Raw genomic sequence first — 18,800 nt, forward strand, 5'->3', positions numbered from 1 at the left:
TAGCCCTTATTGGTTACCATTTCGTTCATTTTTTAGAAGGTTCGGGCTCCAATCGCCCTAATCGCCTACCCTAAATCACTTCATCCGTATGGGTAATCTTGATATCTCTAATTATCTTAAATTCTATCTCTGAAATTGGGGTATCTTCTTTATCATCCAATTCGACAACAGGATTTAGCACGGTTGTTTCATTTGATTCTATTAAAACCTCAGTGCCGCCATCCAAGACTTCGGTCCCCAAATTCAAAACCTCAGTTCCTGGATCCAGCACCTCAGTGCCAGGCTCAAATGTCTCCACACCTTCATACAGCACCTCCGTACTGCTGTCTATAAGGACCTCAGTTTCATTTGAAAGGACCGCTGTCCCTTCAGATAGATGTTCATCTGCCTGGAAAAGCACCTCTGTCGCATCATTTGCCAACACTTCTGTTGCATCAGAGGGGCCATTCCCGAAATATCGGTCTACTTTTCCTGTAAAACCTGTGTTTATAGTATTAAACTCATCCCCAGTGCTTACCGTATTCCCTCTATCGTTCCCAGTACTACTTGTAAATCCAGGGCTAATAGTGTCAACCACGTTCCCTGTGTTCACAACAGAATATGCCGCATTCCCCATATTCCCTGTTCTTCCAACAGTATCCCCCGGCCTTGCCGTACCTCCAGCTGTATTCCCAGTCCTACCAGTGCTTCCAGGTTTCCCGGTATTCCCAGTCCGCCCCGTCCACAGCCTTCGAACCCCGACCGGCTCCGTCAACGACCCGCGATCAAGGTTAAAGGCATCCGGCTGGTGGCGCTTGCTGCCCGTCATCTTGTTTCGTTCGCGAATTTCCTCAATCTGGCGGGCGGCTGTCCTTCCCGACAAATCGCCGATGATGGCCAGAATGTTCATTTTGAAAAATAAAAACACAGCCACTATTAACAATACAGCGGCCAGGGAATATCCGGCGATGGAAATGATCTGCCATGCTGCTGCTCCCATGCTCGTCACCCCCTATTCCTTCCGAAAGGCGTTATCAACGGCTTTTTCAGTTAGGGCAAAACGCCCGATAACATCCTTTTTAATCGTTTCCGTCTTTTCGGCTGTAACCTCGACATCCTCCGTACTCCGCTTGACAGCATCAGTAACCGCACGAAGGTCGCTTTCCTTTACGCCATCCAATTTAAACTTCCGGGCATAGGTTTCAATCGAATACATCGTCAATTTATAGAGTTCTAGTTTAACAATTTCACTCTCTTCAGGGCTTTTATCGACCATTTTAATCAGCCCCTTGATGTTTTCCCAATAGGGCTTGTATTTACCTTTGTCGGATGCCTCCTCGATGTGGAGGGTGATATTCTGATTAAACCGGCCGATATCCCGGTAAATGACCGCCATCTCGTAATAATCGCTTTTTTCCGAGCCGTACTGGACAGCATCCTCGAACCACTGGATGGAGCTTTTCATTCTCGTAATCTGGTTATCACTATTTTCACTTTTTCCATAATCGTAGTAATACCAATACATTTTCCCGACTTCAAAAGCGAGGTCCGGATAGTCCGGATTGTCGCGAAATTCGATGAGGTGGGCGTTGATTTTTTTCTTAAACTGCTCTTCCTCCGGGACCGTAAAGGCGGCATCCCCTTTGAAGGCATTCAACAACCCAAGGTAGGCCTTTGTTTCAACCGGCTTAATATCGATTGCTTTTAAAAAATAATCAATCTTCGCCTGATCGGTCGAGGCTTTTTCCGCCATCTGAAGCGTTTTGTTGTAATCGGCATTATTTGTTTGGATGTTCATCACCTGGCCAAGAACGCCAATGCCTAGACTCAACACAGCAGCCCCCGCCACCGCATAAAAGCCGCGCAGCTTCTTTTTTTGCTTGGCACGATAAAGGTCGTCGGCCTCTTCATAATGGTTCAGCGCATACATCAGCTCGGCACAAGATTGATAGCGGTCATCCGGATTCAACTGGGTGCATTTTTCAATAATCCGTTCCAAACCGCCCGACAACGAAGGGTTCCACTGCCGGATTGGATAGAGCTCATAAGGGGGCTCAGTCGGATTGTGCCCGGTCACGAGATGATAGAGTGTCACGCCCAGACAGTAAACATCGGTCCTTGGGTCGGTCTGGCCCTTCCCGCCGAACTGTTCCGGGGCGGCGTAGCCCTTCGTTCCCAGGCTAACGGTATCGGCAAGATTCTGCTCTTTATATTCGCGGGCAATCCCAAAGTCAATCAGCTTCAGATTGCCGTCCGGCTTTAGCATCACGTTCGCTGGCTTCATATCCCGATAAATAATCGGCGGACTGCAGGTATGTAAGTAATCAAGCACCTCACAAAGCTGTTTCGCCCATTCAATCACAAGGTCCTGCGGCTGGGCACCGTATTCTTCCAGAATCTTGCTGAGCGGTTCGCCTTCGATGTAGTCCATGATGACAAAAATAACTTTTCCATTGTCGATGATATCAACAATCCGCGGCAGGGCCGGGTGGTCAAGCCGCTTGATCATGTTCGCTTCGGCGATGGCACTCTGGATGATGACCTCGTTGTTCTTGTCTCTTCCTCTTTTTTCAATCTCTTTGACGGCCCACTGCTTGTTCAGGCGTTTGTCCATCGCCAGGTAGACCTTGGACATCCCGCCTTGGCCAATCAACTTCAGTATTTCATATTTTCCGTCGATAACGGAGCCAATTGCTGCCACGTGTAATCCCCATCCCTACTGAATTTTTACAAGCAGCACAGTGATATTGTCTGTTTCCTGTCTTTGCTTATTAAGTTCCACTAAGTGGATTGCGTTTTGTTTCATAGTCGCTTCATCCACCAATACCTGTGGGGCAAATGCTTCAAAAATCTCCTGGTCGCTGAGCATGTGGCGAAACCCGTCGGAACAAAGCATATAGACTTCGCCGGGAGTTGCGCGGCCATGGATAAATTCCGGCTCAACCAGCCTTGATGCCCCAATACATTGCAGGAGGACATTCCGTCGCGGGTCGGTTTTCGCCTGCTCTGGTGTGATCGTGCCCCGCTTGAGGTCTCTGGCGACCACCGTCTGGTCCTCTGTCAGGATTTCAAGCTGCCTCTCCCTAATTCGATAGACGCGTGAGTCGCCGACATGGCCAATCAGCATGAACGTGGTATCGATGAGAAGCAGCGCGGTAATCGTCGTGCCAAGCTGTATTCTCACACTTCGCCCGTATTCGGCAATCCGTTGGTTTTGCTCTTTAATGATCCGATCCCAGCGGTACTGGATCTCATCCCAATCCTTTCGGGCAAGCTGGGCAGGAAGGTCAGTCTCGAACCACTCTGAAAAAGCACGAACCACACTGGCGCTGGCCACTTCCCCCTTGGAAAGCCCGCCCATCCCATCGCATATGACAGCTAAAACGACCTTGCCAATCGAAGTTTCGGCAACCTTTATAAGCAGGCTGTCCTGATTCGTCGGTTTCTTAATCCCCGTATCTGTAACTGCCGTGCATAACACTTCCATTGTCTAAACTCCTTGCCTAAATAATCGGTGCCATTCCTGCGGACATTTCCCCTGCTTTTTACACCAGTTTTGTCCGTAGAGAAGAAACAGCCTATATATAAAACATAAAGTCCTCATTTGCCAGGCGGAGCTTGGTACCCGAAAAGATTTCAATATCCTTCATAACCGGAATCACCCGGCCGTCTACGTACGTTTTGTTGGTCGAGTTGTTGTCGATGATATAGTAGCGGCCGCCCCTGGTGATAATATCGGCATGGCTGCGGCTGATGGCGTTATTGTTGGAAACGAAATAATCGCAATAGCTCCGCTCCTTGCCAATCCTAAATGCGGGTTTGTCTACGCTGATTTCCTCCTGCGTCTTCTCCCTGACCAAGTAAGGGAAGCGGGGTTCTTCATACACATCAGCCTCAAGTACAGTTGTCCCGCCAACATCCTCAACACCCAAAACCGTCGTTCCACTGAAATGTTCCGTTTCAGACGGCCCCGCCGCAAAAGGCTCTTTCGTTTCCGCCGCAGCCTCTAGCCTGCCTGCCTGCCCCTCCAAGGCAGTCCCGCACGCCGAGCAAAATTTGGCATCTTCCATACTACCGGCCCCACAGCTCGGACATGCCTTTAATTTTTTTGAAAAATCATATTGATTGCCGAATGGATTATAGGCAATGCTTGAGGGGCGACCTTTTTCGCTGGCCGCGTTCCCGGTCTTCCCGGCTCCGGCCCCATACCCGATCCTCCCGGATTCCCGCGGGCCATCGCCAACACTGCCCGTCGAACCGGACGGCAGATACCCCTTGTTGTCGACTGTCTTCCCCAGCAATTCAAACAATAATTTTTCAAAACCATTAATTGAAAATGGGCTATGGCTGCGGAAATATTGCAAATAGGAGGTCACATAGCCATTGTCTTCATGTTTATTAAACACAGCCCGAAAGGTAATATCGTTAAAAAAGTCAGGCACTACACTCGCGTTTTGGTTATTGACAATCGGCCAGTAAATGCATTTGACCTCTTTGGTCCGCGGGTCGAGAAAAATCGTCTCCCAATTTAGCATCAGGTTGCTGACGTTCAGCAGGTTCTTCTCACATTCCTTGGCAACCGCCACAATTCTGGCCATCGTCCCCAAGAACATTTTCTTGCTGACAATCCCGCTGAAATAGGATTGCAGCGTCATCATCCCCTCGACATGACACCTTAGAACGAGCCCCTTTTTCGTCTTCTCGGCCGCCACCGGCAGAAGACTGCCGAAAAGTCCCGCTGCAACGCCCTTCAGTTCCCGTTCATTAATAGCCTCCGGGTCGATCAGCTTATTTACGACCAAATATTTATTTGCCTGCTGTTCAACGGTTGTTTTTCCCATAACTATCTCCTGTTTCAAAATACTAAACTTATAAAAGACTCACAGCCGGTTCGCTTTATTGACGGCCTTCGCCTGCGCATCCTTATACTCTTTTGCGGCAAAACGCAAAAAATCGGCGTACTGTTCGAGCGCCTTGGTCATATTCTTCGAGGTGGAATCATGGTCATCCACCCGGTTCCACTGCTGCTGAAATTTCGTCGCGTCCTTGCCCTGCCAGGACGAAGCAAGCAGAGTGACCTCTCTCCCGGCTGAGGACATGTTTTTATTGTGCCTGGAAACGTAGGTATCAATGGCATCGGCGGCCGCTTCAAACTGACTGTGGTTCACTTTTATATGGTAGCTCACTCGATTTTCCTCCTTATAAAAACAGTTTGGAAAGTGACGTATTTGTTTTTTCCGTTTGAGTGTAGCCAGAGTCGACAGTTTGCTGCAAAAAGGCCACATAGTTTTGCAACACTTCATAACGCGGTTCATGAAAGGCGTTTCTGATTTCATGGAAAGCGCTCATTGCTCTGGATGCTGCAGCTCCGTCCCATGCATTGTTTAATACCCTCATCGCAGATTCCACTGACGAGAAATCATCTCTGATTCTATTATTATAGTTGGCAATATATTTGGCAGCCGAAGACACCCGGGCCGTATCGACTTTAATAAAATCAGCCATTATTAAAACCCCTTCCTTCTAAAAATTAACTCGCCCCGCCGTGGGCTTTGGCAAACGACTCGGTTACCTTCGAGGTATCAATATTGTTCAGCTTCCCGGAAACGTATCGATAGTGGTCGGCAACTTGATAGATTCTCGAGGCACATTTTTCTTGACCGATTCCTTCAAAGCCTCCGCCGATTCCAGAAGCGATACTTTCTAATTCGTTTATGATCTGCTGAAGTTCTCTTTTAATCAAATAAAGCTCCTGCTGTGCATGTACATCCATCACCATTTCCCCCATTACAAGCATTTATGTTCCTAAATCCAACCCTTTTTAGCCAGTTCACAGGCTGCCCATTATTTTCCGCTCTACCGTTTCAAAGTCGTCGGCCGTTTCCTCCAAGTAGGCGGCGCATTTTCTCAATTTATAGCTTTCTCCCGTGAACAAATCGGCCTGAATCAGATTCCATAAATCCAAAAACCCGACCTTGGTATAGAGGGAGTCCATCCTCCGGTCAATCTGGCCTAATCTTCTATTGATGCTTTCCAAACGCTGGGCATAGCTGCGCAGCTTATACGTATCCACCTGAATAAATGGGTGCGCCGTCGCATATTTGTAGCCGGAGTTGAAATGCTTTTTAAACCAAGAAGAAACACTATTGACCACTTCGCCCACAAATTCCTTCAGGGCATTCTTAACTTCATGGGTAAATTCCACAAACCGGTCAATCGCCTTCTTCAGATGATCGACAAACTTATGGACCAAATCTGGCAGGTCATTCACAAGAAAGTTCCCAATCCTCACCATCACGTTGATGGTAAAGGAGTACAGCATCAGATGGCGCTGGACGCTGCCCAATATTTTTGTCGCAAGCAATGCGGCAATGCCCTGGCCAAAATAGCCTGAAAAAGGATTTCTCTCAATAACAGCATTGCCGTCTTTGTCAATCAGCATGGCATCAACGGCATGCGGACCGAAAAACCCGTCCTGTGTCCCATTGTTTTTCACATACCTTACTGGATACAAGGTGGTCCCGAGCCAGGCGACAATGTCCCCATTGACCACAATTGCGTCAAACTTATCCCGCTGCAGTGCCGCCAGCTGATCCGGACTTAATTTGTAAGGATTGATTGGCTGCGGGTTGATGGTATGGACCTCTTTGACATTGTTATAGTTGGTCACATATACTTCGGCAGCCAGTTCACCGCCCTTGGAATGGCCGAACAAATAATTGTTCCCGCTCTTATCCTCATTTTTTTCAAAAAAAGCAATGGCCTCGAGCGACTGTGGGGACACACCGATAGAGGCTGTCATCGTGTTGTCTGCCATATCTTTCGGGTTGTGGAGCAAATCGTCCATCCCTTCCGTTCCCCTGAAGGACATGCCGGTTGCACCGGTTTTCGGGTCTACATAGGCAATCGCACAAAAGCCAGATTTATCATTTCGGTTCGTATAGTCCTTGATCACCAAATGATCCAGCCCCGCGGCTTTAAGCTCTTTTGCCAGCTTTGGGTCGGCCGCCTGAACCCTCTTATATAGAGAATCTCCCGCATGCCAGTTTTTTGTTGGCATATCTGTATAAGCAATCTTATTTAGCACAGCGATTTGCCGATCTTTTAACTGATCTAAAGAGACTTGTTCAGCCATGCTTTCAACCCCCCCCTGTCTTTAGCTGACTCTTGAACTCTTCAAACGATAATCCTTTATCTAAAACCGTCAGCGTCTCTTTTACAGATTTGTCAAATTCCTCCCAATCCTGGACTCCGTAGAGATAGAAATTTTCCACATATTTTTTTGCTTTGTCTCCGTCCCCGGAAAAAGCGACTATGAAACTAATATTTTCCGAATCAAATGTCTGCAAAGTTTGGTAGACTTGATACAATTCCTTTAACACTTCATCGTCCGCTTCACCTGAAATGGAAATGATGCTGTCCAAGCTGTAAACATCACCCTTGGCAAACGTAAATTCTTTCTGTTGCATATCTTCGATTGTGAGGTCTTCGTTATTCAGATTGGCATAGGTTTTGGCTGCCCGTAGGTTTTTGATAGAAGTGTAATCGATTTTTGCATCAAACAGTTTACCAGCATAAGCATTGGGATAATTATCATAAAACTCTCCCTTGCTCGACAATGTTTCCTGAACATTGACCAAAACGCCATCCTCCGATTTGGCAATCAGAATATTCTTATTGAGACTGTCATTAAAGCCGCGTTTCGCCGGAATATACTCGATCTTCGTAAATCCCTGTCCATACGTATCCTTTAAATACTTAAGCATTGCCTGTTCACTGGTTTTGGCTTCTTTATCAGTTGACTCCTGCTTCATACACCCGCTCACTCCCACTGCTAAAATGATTAAAAGAAAGCTGTAAAGGATCCTTCTCATGGTCACTTCTCCAAACTTTATCTAATGTTTTTGTATTTATTAATATCCACATGGACTTATTTTCAAAATTAAGGCTAAAGGCGATGGGGAAGCCATCACCTTCAGCGTGGTCACTTTTTCAAAAACTTTCTTATTTAAAAGCATCAGCTAAGTTAACGTTGGCTGTTTCTGTTTCAAAATAGCCTTGGTCAACATTTACACGTAAAAACTTTACATAGTTATCAAGAATCTCGTAATAGGTTTGGAAGTACTTCGCAGAAAACTCATCATAGGCGGAAACAGTTGCTTGTGCTGCTTCCCCTTCCCATGTATTGGTAAGATTTTTGATGGTGCTCTGGCTATTCTTCAATTCTTCCAACAGCTGTTGGTTTAGTCTTTCAATCGTATTCGCTATATCAGCCACCTGGGCCGTACTTACTTTAATCGAACCTGCCATGTATAAGTCACTCCTTCCTAGTTTGTTAATTTCCTGACTTGAACCATATTATTATCTTGTGTAGCGGCATAATTAGCACGCTGTGTATCAAGAGCGCGGCTTGCGGTTGCAAGCTTATCGGCCATTTGTTTTAAATCTTGATTGAAACCGTTAATTTGATCAACGAAAGCCAGGTTATCCTCGCCCTCCCAGGCTTCACCCATAGTGTTTGCTGCTTGCATTAACTGCGTATAAATTCCGGTGTAGGTTTCGGATAGTTCGGCTAATTTTTTTGAAGCCGTTTCAAGCTCTTGAGGTGTAACTCTAATTCGTTTCCCCATTTGTCATTCTCCTTTCTCAATTTTAAAAATTTATATCAACATGAGTTTCGAACCGTTCTTGATGCCCAGCTCGGCAACCGGCATGTTAATATTGAAAATAATTCCTGTTTCAGCATCGCATAAAACCTCGCTGCCCACCGCTTTGAAGTTGCCATCGGAGAGGTCGGTCACTAGCGTCGACACCAGGGTGAGGACCTCGCTCATTTGACTTTCCAACGGAATGTACACATCGTAGCTTTGGTCTGCAGCAGGAAGGAAAATTTCCACGAGTACTTTATTCATCGTCGTCATCATTCTCCTTTTGCGAGTTTAATAGCTTGATCTTGACGGCCTTCCCATTTTGGAGGGAGTAGGCAAAATCCGACGGCATCTCCTCACGCATTTCGGATGTGGTCTTGGCCGGCTTTAACTGGAATTGCTCGGTTATGCCGCTGCCAACCCAGATACCATTTCCACTGTGAATATGTTGTTTGAACCATTTATCAAAGGTCACGCTCGAGACATTCTTGGACTGTTCGGCAAAGATAATCGTTACGTTATACTTTGCATCCCCTTTCTCCAAGACCAGTCCAAGCTTTTCGGAGCCTAGCTGCGAGAGCGCATTTTTTAAAGCCACAACGGAGTTGATGATAACCACCTTTTGCTCGAAATGCTCCACTTCGCGGCCCTCTTCAAGCGCCTCTTTGAAGGAGTTGTTCCGGTACACGACTAAATCAAACAGGTCGCCCGTCACTTCCTCAAATTCTTTGACGGTCGAATAATATTGGAAACCGGCATTGTTTTTCTGGATAAGACTTTGCTCGGCATCAATCAAGGTTACATCCAAGCCCGCTTGTTGCGCCATGAACTCGGATAGGTCATGGACAAAGCTCTGGTGCTCGGTTCCAGCCGACAGAATCATATTGAGATAGGATTTGCCGAACGGATAATAGTGAACGTTGAGCGAGTTCTTTTCCACCCCAATCGGAATGGTGAGGCTGCCTTTTGGCCCGGCATATTCGGCCAGGAATTCGTGGTCCACTTGTTCCGGCAAAATCGGAACCCGCTTCGCGGCAGTTCCTTTCCAAGCTTCCTGCAGCTTCTGGCATTCAGCATGAATAGATGGATATGGCACAGGTTCGGCGGTAATTTGCGCGACCTGGAATTCATAAATAGCATCCCGCTTGATGAGGCCGCGGCCTTTGAATTTCGATGGGAACAGCCCATCCGTCTTGCCGACAATCGTTGCATAATCGGCCTCATCATTTAATTGCAGGGTAATGAGCTGCTTAAAGTTCTGCAGCAGGCGGAAGCGGACTGCGCCCGTTCCCAGCGCAGTGAGGACAAAGTAGATTCCGTACTTGGTACCTTCACGCGACAGGTAAGAAACCGCCTCTTCCTTTTCGTCATAAATCTCGGTAAATGCCGAGAAGTTATGGATGGCAACGACAATCGCCGGAACCTTCTGGCCCGTTGCCTCGACATAGGACCGGTGGTCGCCTCCGTAATCAGCAAACAGCTTCTTCCGTTTTTCCACTTCACCCTGCAGCATTTTAAACAGGTTGCTGACCTTTTCGCTTTCATATGAAAGGATGACATCGCCAACATGCGGTGCTTTTGAAAAAGCCCTCAATGTTTCCGAAGCGAAGTCTAATAGGTAGAGATTGACTTCCTCCGGGGTATGCTCATGGATGAGCGAGTAAACCATTGTATTTAAGAAGGTCGTCTTGCCGGTACCGGCCGCCCCGTAAATAATCGTGTTGCCTTCGTCAGTCAGCGGCAGGCGAAGCAGACACTGCTGCTGGTGGACCGGATCGTCGTATTCGCCGATGACCGGGTTAAGTTTTAAGGAAGCCCTCCGGCTTGCGGTCGTAAACGATTTCCGAACGTCTTCTTGCACGGTTTCCGCTGCCGCTGCAATTTCGCTGACAGCCTCCTGAAAAACATCTGGCCTATTTTCTGAAGATAGCCAAGTACCACGATCTGCATTGTATTTTTTTCGAATATCGGCCAGAAGAATAAGGGCTGGAATCGGCTCAAGCCAGAGCGGACGTATCTTAATATTCTCCTCAGCCGCAATATTACTTAAATAATCAGTAATCACATCAAGCTGCTTTTTCGGATTTGTGAAAAGGCCCTTCTTTTTATCGATCTTCGCCTGTTTAATCGGACGGCCGTTCCGGTCGATAACAACAACGCTGGTATCTTTTTCAACAACCACCTTGTCAGATGGATAATAAGGAGCTCCAGCCCAGGCCGACTGCCCCATTTCGAACAATTCGTTATAGCCGACCTGCAGGTAAAATCGGCCTGTATCCGTCAGTTCGGCAGCATCCGGACGCTTCAACATATCCATACTGTCTGCCCGTTCCTGCACCTTTAAGCTGACCCGGAATTTACTGTTACTCCAAATCTGGTCATCGACGACACCACTCGGCTTCTGGGTTGCCAAAATCAAGTGGACGCCAAGGCTTCGGCCAATCCGCGCCGCGCTGACAAGCTGAGTCATGAACTCAGGCTGCTGTGTTTTCAGCTCGGCGAACTCATCGGAGATGATGAACAAATGCTGGAGCGGTTCGCGGACGACTCCTTCGCGATATAGTTTTTGATATTTATAGATATCGATATTGCTCTCGCCCACCAATTTGCTGGCGTCAGCAAAAATGGCCTGGCGGCGCTTCAATTCACTTTCAATCGACACGAGCGAGCGCTTGATGGCAGCGCCGTCAAGGTTCGTGATGATGCCGGCTGTATGCGGCAATTTTTCAAATGACTTTGCCATCCCGCCGCCTTTATAATCAATTAGAATAAACGCCACCTCATGTGGATGGTAGTTTACCGCCAGCGACAAGATATAGGAAATGATAAATTCACTTTTACCCGAACCCGTCATCCCGGCCACTAAGCCATGCGGCCCGTGGAATTTTTCATGAAGGTCGAGCTTGAACAATTCTCCGAGGGTGTCCACTCCAACCGGAGCTTCCAGAGACTTCGTTGGATCGTTGTCTTTCCAGCGGGTCAAAGCGTTCAAGTGCTCCACCTTGCCAACCCCATATAATTCCAGGAACGTGACCATTTGCGGGAGGTTAAAGGAATTCGCCAGCGTATCAAGCGGCACATTGGCAAGCTTGACGCTTAACTGGTATGGGTCAGCGCCGTTCAGGTAGATGTCCGGTGTGAACGAGGTCGTTTTCCCGGTAATATCGTTTTTGTCGAACAGCTTTCCGCTGTTTTCTTCAAGCTCCACAACCATCGAGCACTCTTTCGGCAGGTTTTTCAGTTCATCATAAAAAGTGACGATACTGATATGCAGGTTTTCTTTCTTGGCATACACCTGCTTCAGCATCTCGGCTTTAAAGGCGAGCTCTTTGCTCAGGGCAAATACGATGTAGTACGGCTTGACATCCTCCATCTCGCTCTCATTCGTGTTCGCACGGATCTCAATTTCCTTTTCGATGTAGGCGGAAACTTCCTTCACTTCATTGTTATTGGTGGCAACAAAACGGAACTTATTATCATTGCTCCAAACGTGCGGCAGCCATTTGGCAAAGCCGAATTGTGCTTCCTCATCCTGATCATAGATGAAAATCATTTTTACTTCGTCGTAGCTGTACAGGGCGGACAATTGAAAAATCAATCCTTTGGCAAACTCGATTGTCTGCTTGCGGGTGCCGATGACACCGGAAATATGATTTTCATATAATGATAGGGTAATCGGAATATTTTTCAAAACCTTTGGCGATTCCACCAAGGTGTACAATTCTCCCTGCAGGTTGTCATCGTCAATCGAGAATTTTTTCTCCGAATAGGTAAGGTCTGCTGCAAGCAGGCCGCTGCCTGTGCCGACCCGCAATTTCAGAAAGTCGTTTTGGCCGGGGCCGCGCTCCCACAGATTGCGCTGGACATTTTCAATCCGGTTGATGCAATCGCTGATGGGAACATGATTTTCCCGAAGAATTTCCTCCTGCTTTTCCGCTTCTTCATTAAAGACGACAGCGATTCGGTCGAGATAATCCTTGTATTTTTCCTGGCGGATTTTCTCTTTTTTCCGTCTGCGCCGCATATCGAACTTTTTGGTTAGGATTGGCCAAAGGACGGTTCCCAGCAGCATGCTGCATGACATCACGATGGACGGAATCGCCTTAGAGATATCGCCGGTCGACATCGCGTGATTGACTGCAAAAAGCCCGGTTGCCATTGAGGCCATCCCCATCGTCATCGATGGGCCAATCACCAGCATCATTGGCATCTCTTCGCCAATGGCATTCGGAGGCGGAGAATCGATTTTGATGACGGCTTTTTCGACATCGCGCTTAAACCGGGGCGAACGGTAAAAGTAGTCGGTTTCCGGCACCTCGTACTCTTCCTCTTCATCCGGGGTTTCAACCGTTTGCGGTATGAATGGCTTTAACGCACGGGTCTTGATGGTTAGCGTTCCATCCGGATTGTTAAAAGCAACAAAATAGCTGCCGATGATCATTTTATAACCCATTATGTATATAGTGTCGCCAATCTTTAAGGCTTTGCTTTTCACTCTTTCGCCGTCGACGAAGGTTCCGTTTGAACTGTTTTGATCCTCGATGCGCCACTGGCCGCTATGAAAGGACAGCTTTGCATGTGATGCCGAGACAAAACGATTGGCCAGCACAATGTCGTTCTGCTCGGTCCGGCCGATGGTAATCTCGATATCTCGGTCAACCAAGTATTTTGTAAAAATTTGTCGGTCGTCCGTACTTGGCTCTGTGAAAATGATCGTTTTTTGGTCCTGGGTAGAAAGTCCTAAGTTATATATGCTTAACGGCTGCAAGACCGTATTTCGGATCGGCTTCCCGGCATTGTCGAGAACCTTTACATCCTTATTCGACTTTAAAATCCACTCTCCATTGATCCCTTCAATGCCGATCAGTTTTCTGGAGAATTTGCTATTGGAATCGTAGATCCAATACTGTCCCCGCACCTTTTCCGGCAAGGATATCGAGTGAATCCTCTCCTTATTAATTAACGTAACATTCATCATTCTTCTCCTTGCATCATATCTCTAACGCTGCAAAGCCAGCTTGGGATTCGCCATAATTATCCATAATCTTATTCTCACATAACTAATGTCCTACAAAAAGAGACTAAATTACCATTTTATGGAGGTCCGAATTACTAATAGTGAAAAACGGAAAACAGATATGCGGTTAACTAGGTAGTTGATTTCTCCGCTCTCTGAAGAGGTACTGCTCGATATGCTGGATCGCCGCTTTTTCGATAGTTTAATTGTTTCTATGGACAAAACTGGTGGAAATGGAGCTGAAAATGTCCGGAGGATGGGATTCTGCGGAAAATTCCGGTGGAAAATAAAGAGGAAATGTCCTTAAGCAAGTGGGCAGCCACCAATAAAAATGCTGTTTTCGTATAGTTTGTTGCTTTTGGCACAAGAAAAACACCCGTCCATATGACGAGTGTTTTTATCTAATGCTTGGGTCAGGCATTTCCCCATCATCAACTGAGGATTTTAAGATATTATAAATATCATTTGTTATATTTGCCAGATCGGTAGAATTGTTTCGAGCATTTAAACAGACGACAATGGAGGTCTTATCATTATAATAAGTATGCATCACGTACCAGCCGCCCAATACGCCAATACTGTATGCCGAATCCCCATCATAATACAGTCCTAAACCATATTTTGAATGTGGCGAAGGTGTGAGCACTTGCTTAAGACTATCCTGGGAAACTAGTCTTCCACCCATTAAGGCGTAATCAAATTGGGACAAATCATAGGCTGTTGAATAAATGTCACCACATGCAAATAAGGAAGTCGCACTTAACCATTGGGTTATATCGACTTTGTTATCATCCTTTGTAAGATAGCTGACTGAATTATAGGGAAGCGGTTGCTTTGTTGTGATAAAACCAGTATCCTTCATTGGCACCTTACTAATTATATTTTTTTGTATAAAATCCTGTAGTGGCATGCCTGAAACTTGCTCAATTACATAACCAAGCACCATATAATTAGCATCTAGATAATCCCATTTCGTCCCAGGTGCAAATTTTAACGGTGCCTTTTCAATTTCCTGAACTAATTTCTGTGGAGTGTTAAGACCTCTATTCCAATGAAGCTTTTGAATTCCGGATGTATGGGTTAAGAAATGATATAGTAATAGCTGATTTCCTTCAGGAAAGTTTGGAATATACTTTGAAATCGGATCTTGAATACTAAGCTTATGCTGTTCCTGAAGCATCATAATACTTGTTGATACGAAAATTTTTGTAATCGAACCAATCGGATACGTGGTTGATGGATCATTTGGCAGCTTTTTTTCCACATTTGCATAGCCATTTCCCTCATTAAAAATAAACTGGTTGTTTTGAGAAACAGTAACAGTTCCGCTTATGTTATTAGCAGTTATATAGTTATGTATTTTTTGTTTTAATGCATCTACCTTTTGTTTGTTCATTTCAAGTTTGGTTTGCTCAACTTTTTTCTTTCTTTGCAATTCTTTTTCTATATTAATTTCTTGCGCCTTTACTTCTTTCGCTGCATTATTATTTGAACCCTTATCGGTTTGAATCAAACCAAAACAACCGCTCATACCGGCGGTGGCAAGTGTAAGGACTAACAGCAGTGAACCAAGTTTCTTTAATGTCATCGGTATCACGCAACCTCTTAAGAGAATTAGGAAAAATTCAAATACTTGGATATTATAGCATACGTCCTATTACAAAAGAATTAGTTTTAATATGCCAAATACATAAATAGATTTATATCAAAAAACGCGTAGGAAATTCATATGGAACTTATTGCACTTGCTATGGCTGGAACATCATGCAAGGAATAACTTTTGAATTTACATAAGTTTTTGGAAGCACCCTGAATCTAGGTATAAAGAAAACTCGCCAATACTATGGCGAGTTTCATTTTTTTTAAATCAGTAATGTTACGTAATCGGAAATTTCAGAAGTTTAGAAAAGCCCCTTAAAACGAAACTCTTTACGATATTGCCTCGACTTTATATATATAAGGTTCATTTTAGAGTATTCTGCTGCGTTTGCTCCAGGGTGACCTGTTCGGTTTCATAGAATTCCTTCGTATATTCCGCCTGGACGGCCTGGGCGTTTAGTATGTTTTCTAAAATCAAAATATAGTCTGTACATTTCTCCCCTTTAATACCCAATGTTTCCGCCTCAATCCGGCCATCGGGAAAAATGCGGATTTGAAGTTTTTCCTCCATCCTGCCCTCATCACTCCCTTTTTAGAAATCGATTGTCCTGCCGCCGCGGTTAAAGCGGACATCATCTGCATAACCCTGGCTGTCTGCCTTTTCCAATCCGCCGCCTGGTACCAGCACAGGGTCTTTTCCATATTCCTTGAGATCCTCCTGCGGTGTGGCTGCAACGGCACGGACGTTGGCCCACTCGCGGATTCCGCGGATTTGCTCAGCCTGGGTCACTGACAATGGCACCGTATTGGCAATCGCCCGTTCGAAATCCTCCAGACGAATCGGCCGGTCATTGGAATAAGCCTCAAACAAGGCATCGATGACAAGATGCTCAATCTCGGCGCCGACAAAGCCGTCGCAGTTTCTTGCCAGCGTATCAAGCACGTTATCCGTTAACTGGAAATCGCCCTTTACTTCCTCATCCTTGATGCGCTTCTGGATGTGCACCTTAAGAATTTCCTTTCTCTCCCTGAGCGTCGGCAGGTCGACGAAAAAGATTTCATCAAAGCGTCCTTTCCGCATCAATTCGGGCGGCAGGCCGGAAATGTTGTTAGCTGTGGCGATGACAAATACAGGGTTTGTTTTTTCCTGCATCCATGTTAAAAACTGTCCGAAAATCCGTGATGAGGTCCCACTGTCTCCGCCACTTGTAATGCCGCTGAACCCCTTTTCGATTTCGTCAATCCAGAGGATGGACGGGGAAATTGCTTCGGCGGTCTTAATCGCCTTTCTCATATTCTCTTCACTGCTCCCAACGAGCCCGCTGAAGATTTTCCCCATATCGAGCCTTAAAAGCGGAAGCTGCCACATTGAGCTAATCGCTTTACTGATTAAGCTTTTTCCACAGCCGGGAACGCCTGTAATAAGCACCCCTTTTGGCGCAGGCAGGCCATATTTACGGGCTGAATCGAGCCACGACTTGTTTCGTTTCGCCAGCCAGCGCTTGAGGTTTTCCAGTCCGCCGACGTCCTCGATTTTTAAATCGCTGGTAATAAACTCGAGAATTCCCGTCTTCTTAATGATTTGTTCCTTCTCTTGTAAAATAACCTTAACATCGTTGATATCGAGTCGGCCGTCCTCAACCATCGCGCGGGCAAAAGCGTTTTCTGCCTCTGACAGGGTCAGCCCGAGCGCTGCTTTTGCAAGCCTTTCTTTTTCTTCGGTGGTTAAGGATATTAGGATTCGGCCCGTCTGCTGATTGACGCGAATCATCTCATCGAGCACTGCTTCAATTTCATTAAAGTTCGGCAGGTCGAAATCGACAATCGTGATATCCTTTTGCAAATCGTCCGGAATCATCAAAAACGGGGACGTAAAGATGACATTAATCGGGCTCGGGCTTTGCTTTATTTTTAATAAAATATCCCTTAGCTTCCGGATCACCTGGAAGTCGGCATGCCGCCCCTGTCCGCCAAAATAGATATGAAAATCCTGCAGCACGATGATGCTCGGCTTGTCATGTTTTTCAATAAACTCAAGCGCCTTCATCGGCTGTTTGTTGTCGCCGATGCCAACCGACTGCCGGTTATGGTCCTGAATTCCCTTTGTGATGCTCCAGGTAAACACTTCGCGCGGCGTTTTAATCAGTTCTGTGTCCTGGGCTACCGAGCGGATCAGCGAGAGGACCCTGTCCTCCTCCCAGGTTTGGATATATAAATAAGGAAATCTAGCCTTCAGTAGGTTGGCCAGCAGTATTCTCGTTCCTTTTTGCTTGACGATAGCCATGTTTCTCCTCCTTCTTTTACTTATGTATAAACAGAAAGCCGGAACTCTCCCCGGCTTCCCCTAGTTGTTTAATAATCAATGACTCTTCCAGAATGGATATGTGTATCAGTATGGTCATTTTGGAAAAAAATCAGACGCTGCTTCATTTTTTCCAGCGTGTGCTCCTTCAATCCCATGATTTGCGCGAACTGTTCAAAGGATTCGAAACCGCCCAGTTCCTCGCGTTTGACGACGGCCTTTTTTGCTAGAATAATCCCAATCTCAGGTATGGCCGCGATTTCCTTTTCCGATGCTAGATTAATATTAATTTTCTCGATTTGATGATTTTTTGAAAAAAGCGGCTGGATCGGCGGGGTTAACGGATCAGCTGTTGCCTCATGCGGTTTCACACCAGCTTCACTTTTTTGCTGCGGTGGCTTTTGCATCTTCCTGCCAAATTTCGCTTCCGCCTCCTGCCTAAGCTTCATCACCTCTTGATTGAGGAACGTTTTTTCATTGGCCTTTAACACATCCAATTGAACCAGATAAGCCGGGCGGATTTTAAAGGCATGGATAATCGGAACAATCCACAATGCCAGAAAAATCATCGCTTCAAATTCCGTGTAAGTCGGAATGAACGCCAGCAGGAAGACCCCCAAATAAATAAGTCCATAAATCCGCCAGCGCGCATTTTTAGCTTTGGTGCCTGCATAGAAAAATGCAATATAACTAGTCATGCCGATGGGTAGAAACGTGAAGATGATCCACCAGCTATTCAACATCTCCCATTTCCTGCCTCTGTCTGTGTACACTTTCGCCAATTTCCTGCTCCCCCTCGTTTAACGATTTACCAGATAGGTTAACTGGATGGAATGATCCTCAAGCAGTTCTTCTTTTTCTAAAATCATTCCCTGTTCCTTTGCCTTTTCTAGTAAATGTTGATAGACTCGCTGCTGCAGGTAGTGGGTGTAGGAACCCTCTACCTTTTCAATCCATTCCTCGAATGCCTTGATGTCCGCCGTTTTCGGGAGGACAAGCGAGTAGCAGCCCTCTTCGTTGACGATAAACGTCACTTCGTTTTCATTGTTTGTTTGCAGGGAATCGAGTGTCTCTGCTTTTCGGAACGAGCAGCTCCACTCCTCTAACGCCTGCTGGAGAAGGGACTCATCCTTCATTCTGGTCGGAAGGACGGTATAGTCCTGATTGTTTCTTTGCGAACGGTTGGCGATTCCTTCGACAACCTCTTTTGTAACCGCAATCGCCAACGGAACCAGTACAATTTCAAGACTCATTT

Annotated in this window: 18 protein-coding genes; all 18 read right to left on the bottom strand. The window is 46.2% G+C overall.

Annotation, left to right across the window (positions count from 1 at the left end):
* Nucleotides 1-70: 70 nt before the first annotated feature.
* A complete protein-coding gene (locus QNN06_RS28435) occupies nt 71-979 on the bottom strand; it encodes a hypothetical protein (RefSeq protein WP_284036493.1) in 909 nt (302 codons plus the stop codon).
* 12 nt (nt 980-991) lie between these two features.
* Complete coding sequence (locus QNN06_RS28440; RefSeq protein WP_284036494.1) at nt 992-2,680, bottom strand: serine/threonine protein kinase; 1,689 nt, start codon at nt 2,678-2,680, stop codon at nt 992-994.
* 15 nt (nt 2,681-2,695) lie between these two features.
* On the bottom strand, nt 2,696-3,466 hold the full coding sequence (locus QNN06_RS28445) for a PP2C family protein-serine/threonine phosphatase (protein ID WP_217035865.1): 771 nt from the start codon (nt 3,464-3,466) through the stop codon (nt 2,696-2,698).
* Nucleotides 3,467-3,557: 91 nt separating this feature from the next.
* The gene (locus QNN06_RS28450) at nt 3,558-4,820 is read right to left on the bottom strand and encodes an FHA domain-containing protein (protein ID WP_284036495.1); all 1,263 of its coding nucleotides are present in this window, start codon (nt 4,818-4,820) and stop codon (nt 3,558-3,560) included.
* Nucleotides 4,821-4,859: 39 nt separating this feature from the next.
* Entirely contained in the window at nt 4,860-5,165 is a 306-nt protein-coding gene (locus QNN06_RS28455) for a WXG100 family type VII secretion target (RefSeq protein ID WP_213117485.1), read from the bottom strand.
* 13 nt (nt 5,166-5,178) lie between these two features.
* A complete protein-coding gene (locus QNN06_RS28460) occupies nt 5,179-5,484 on the bottom strand; it encodes a WXG100 family type VII secretion target (protein WP_284036496.1) in 306 nt (101 codons plus the stop codon).
* Nucleotides 5,485-5,509: 25 nt separating this feature from the next.
* Nucleotides 5,510-5,752, bottom strand: coding sequence for a hypothetical protein (locus tag QNN06_RS28465; RefSeq protein ID WP_213117483.1), 243 nt, complete (start codon nt 5,750-5,752; stop codon nt 5,510-5,512).
* A 57-nt stretch (nt 5,753-5,809) separates the two neighbouring features.
* Complete coding sequence (locus QNN06_RS28470) at nt 5,810-7,114, bottom strand: hypothetical protein (RefSeq protein ID WP_284036497.1); 1,305 nt, start codon at nt 7,112-7,114, stop codon at nt 5,810-5,812.
* A 4-nt stretch (nt 7,115-7,118) separates the two neighbouring features.
* Nucleotides 7,119-7,853 carry a hypothetical protein gene (locus QNN06_RS28475; RefSeq protein ID WP_284036498.1) on the bottom strand — a complete coding sequence of 245 codons (735 nt, stop codon included), beginning with the start codon at nt 7,851-7,853 and terminating at the stop codon, nt 7,119-7,121.
* 130 nt (nt 7,854-7,983) lie between these two features.
* The gene (locus QNN06_RS28480; protein WP_213117480.1) at nt 7,984-8,289 is read right to left on the bottom strand and encodes a WXG100 family type VII secretion target; all 306 of its coding nucleotides are present in this window, start codon (nt 8,287-8,289) and stop codon (nt 7,984-7,986) included.
* 17 nt (nt 8,290-8,306) lie between these two features.
* Nucleotides 8,307-8,609, bottom strand: a complete 303-nt coding sequence (locus QNN06_RS28485) for a WXG100 family type VII secretion target (RefSeq protein ID WP_213117479.1) — start codon at nt 8,607-8,609, stop codon at nt 8,307-8,309.
* 30 nt (nt 8,610-8,639) lie between these two features.
* Entirely contained in the window at nt 8,640-8,891 is a 252-nt protein-coding gene (locus QNN06_RS28490; RefSeq protein WP_284036499.1) for a methyltransferase, read from the bottom strand.
* Nucleotides 8,884-13,602 (bottom strand): type VII secretion protein EssC, encoded by a 4,719-nt coding sequence (essC, locus tag QNN06_RS28495; protein WP_284036500.1) that lies wholly within the window; start codon nt 13,600-13,602, stop codon nt 8,884-8,886. Before essC ends, QNN06_RS28490 begins: the two co-directional genes overlap by 8 nt.
* Before the next feature lie 439 nt (nt 13,603-14,041).
* Nucleotides 14,042-15,232, bottom strand: a complete 1,191-nt coding sequence (locus tag QNN06_RS28500; protein ID WP_284036501.1) for a serine hydrolase domain-containing protein — start codon at nt 15,230-15,232, stop codon at nt 14,042-14,044.
* A 375-nt stretch (nt 15,233-15,607) separates the two neighbouring features.
* A complete protein-coding gene (locus QNN06_RS28505) occupies nt 15,608-15,814 on the bottom strand; it encodes a DUF2997 domain-containing protein (protein ID WP_284036502.1) in 207 nt (68 codons plus the stop codon).
* Nucleotides 15,815-15,835: 21 nt separating this feature from the next.
* Nucleotides 15,836-17,527 (bottom strand): AAA family ATPase, encoded by a 1,692-nt coding sequence (locus QNN06_RS28510; protein ID WP_213117474.1) that lies wholly within the window; start codon nt 17,525-17,527, stop codon nt 15,836-15,838.
* Nucleotides 17,528-17,595: 68 nt separating this feature from the next.
* A complete protein-coding gene (locus QNN06_RS28515; protein WP_284037994.1) occupies nt 17,596-18,318 on the bottom strand; it encodes a ComEA family DNA-binding protein in 723 nt (240 codons plus the stop codon).
* Nucleotides 18,319-18,345: 27 nt separating this feature from the next.
* Entirely contained in the window at nt 18,346-18,798 is a 453-nt protein-coding gene (locus QNN06_RS28520; RefSeq protein WP_284036503.1) for a DUF1257 domain-containing protein, read from the bottom strand.
* Nucleotides 18,799-18,800: the final 2 nt, after the last annotated feature.

The organism is Neobacillus sp. 114 (genome assembly GCF_030127045.1).
Classification (GTDB): Bacteria; Bacillota; Bacilli; order Bacillales; family Cytobacillaceae; genus Neobacillus; species Neobacillus rhizophilus.

Excerpts from the sequence above, each read along its gene's own strand:
- QNN06_RS28435 (WP_284036493.1), bottom strand. The coding sequence starts at position 979 with ATGGGAGCAGCAGCATGGCAGATCATTTCCATCGCCGGATATTCCCTG.
- QNN06_RS28500 (WP_284036501.1), bottom strand. The coding sequence starts at position 15,232 with ATGACATTAAAGAAACTTGGTTCACTGCTGTTAGTCCTTACACTTGCC.
- QNN06_RS28505 (WP_284036502.1), bottom strand. The coding sequence starts at position 15,814 with ATGGAGGAAAAACTTCAAATCCGCATTTTTCCCGATGGCCGGATTGAG.
- QNN06_RS28460 (WP_284036496.1), bottom strand. The coding sequence starts at position 5,484 with ATGGCTGATTTTATTAAAGTCGATACGGCCCGGGTGTCTTCGGCTGCC.
- QNN06_RS28480 (WP_213117480.1), bottom strand. The coding sequence starts at position 8,289 with ATGGCAGGTTCGATTAAAGTAAGTACGGCCCAGGTGGCTGATATAGCG.
- QNN06_RS28465 (WP_213117483.1), bottom strand. The coding sequence starts at position 5,752 with ATGGATGTACATGCACAGCAGGAGCTTTATTTGATTAAAAGAGAACTT.
- QNN06_RS28450 (WP_284036495.1), bottom strand. The coding sequence starts at position 4,820 with ATGGGAAAAACAACCGTTGAACAGCAGGCAAATAAATATTTGGTCGTA.
- QNN06_RS28520 (WP_284036503.1), bottom strand. The coding sequence starts at position 18,798 with ATGAGTCTTGAAATTGTACTGGTTCCGTTGGCGATTGCGGTTACAAAA.
- QNN06_RS28510 (WP_213117474.1), bottom strand. The coding sequence starts at position 17,527 with ATGGCTATCGTCAAGCAAAAAGGAACGAGAATACTGCTGGCCAACCTA.
- essC (WP_284036500.1), bottom strand. The coding sequence starts at position 13,602 with ATGAATGTTACGTTAATTAATAAGGAGAGGATTCACTCGATATCCTTG.
- QNN06_RS28490 (WP_284036499.1), bottom strand. The coding sequence starts at position 8,891 with ATGAATAAAGTACTCGTGGAAATTTTCCTTCCTGCTGCAGACCAAAGC.
- QNN06_RS28445 (WP_217035865.1), bottom strand. The coding sequence starts at position 3,466 with ATGGAAGTGTTATGCACGGCAGTTACAGATACGGGGATTAAGAAACCG.
- QNN06_RS28485 (WP_213117479.1), bottom strand. The coding sequence starts at position 8,609 with ATGGGGAAACGAATTAGAGTTACACCTCAAGAGCTTGAAACGGCTTCA.
- QNN06_RS28470 (WP_284036497.1), bottom strand. The coding sequence starts at position 7,114 with ATGGCTGAACAAGTCTCTTTAGATCAGTTAAAAGATCGGCAAATCGCT.
- QNN06_RS28475 (WP_284036498.1), bottom strand. The coding sequence starts at position 7,853 with ATGAGAAGGATCCTTTACAGCTTTCTTTTAATCATTTTAGCAGTGGGA.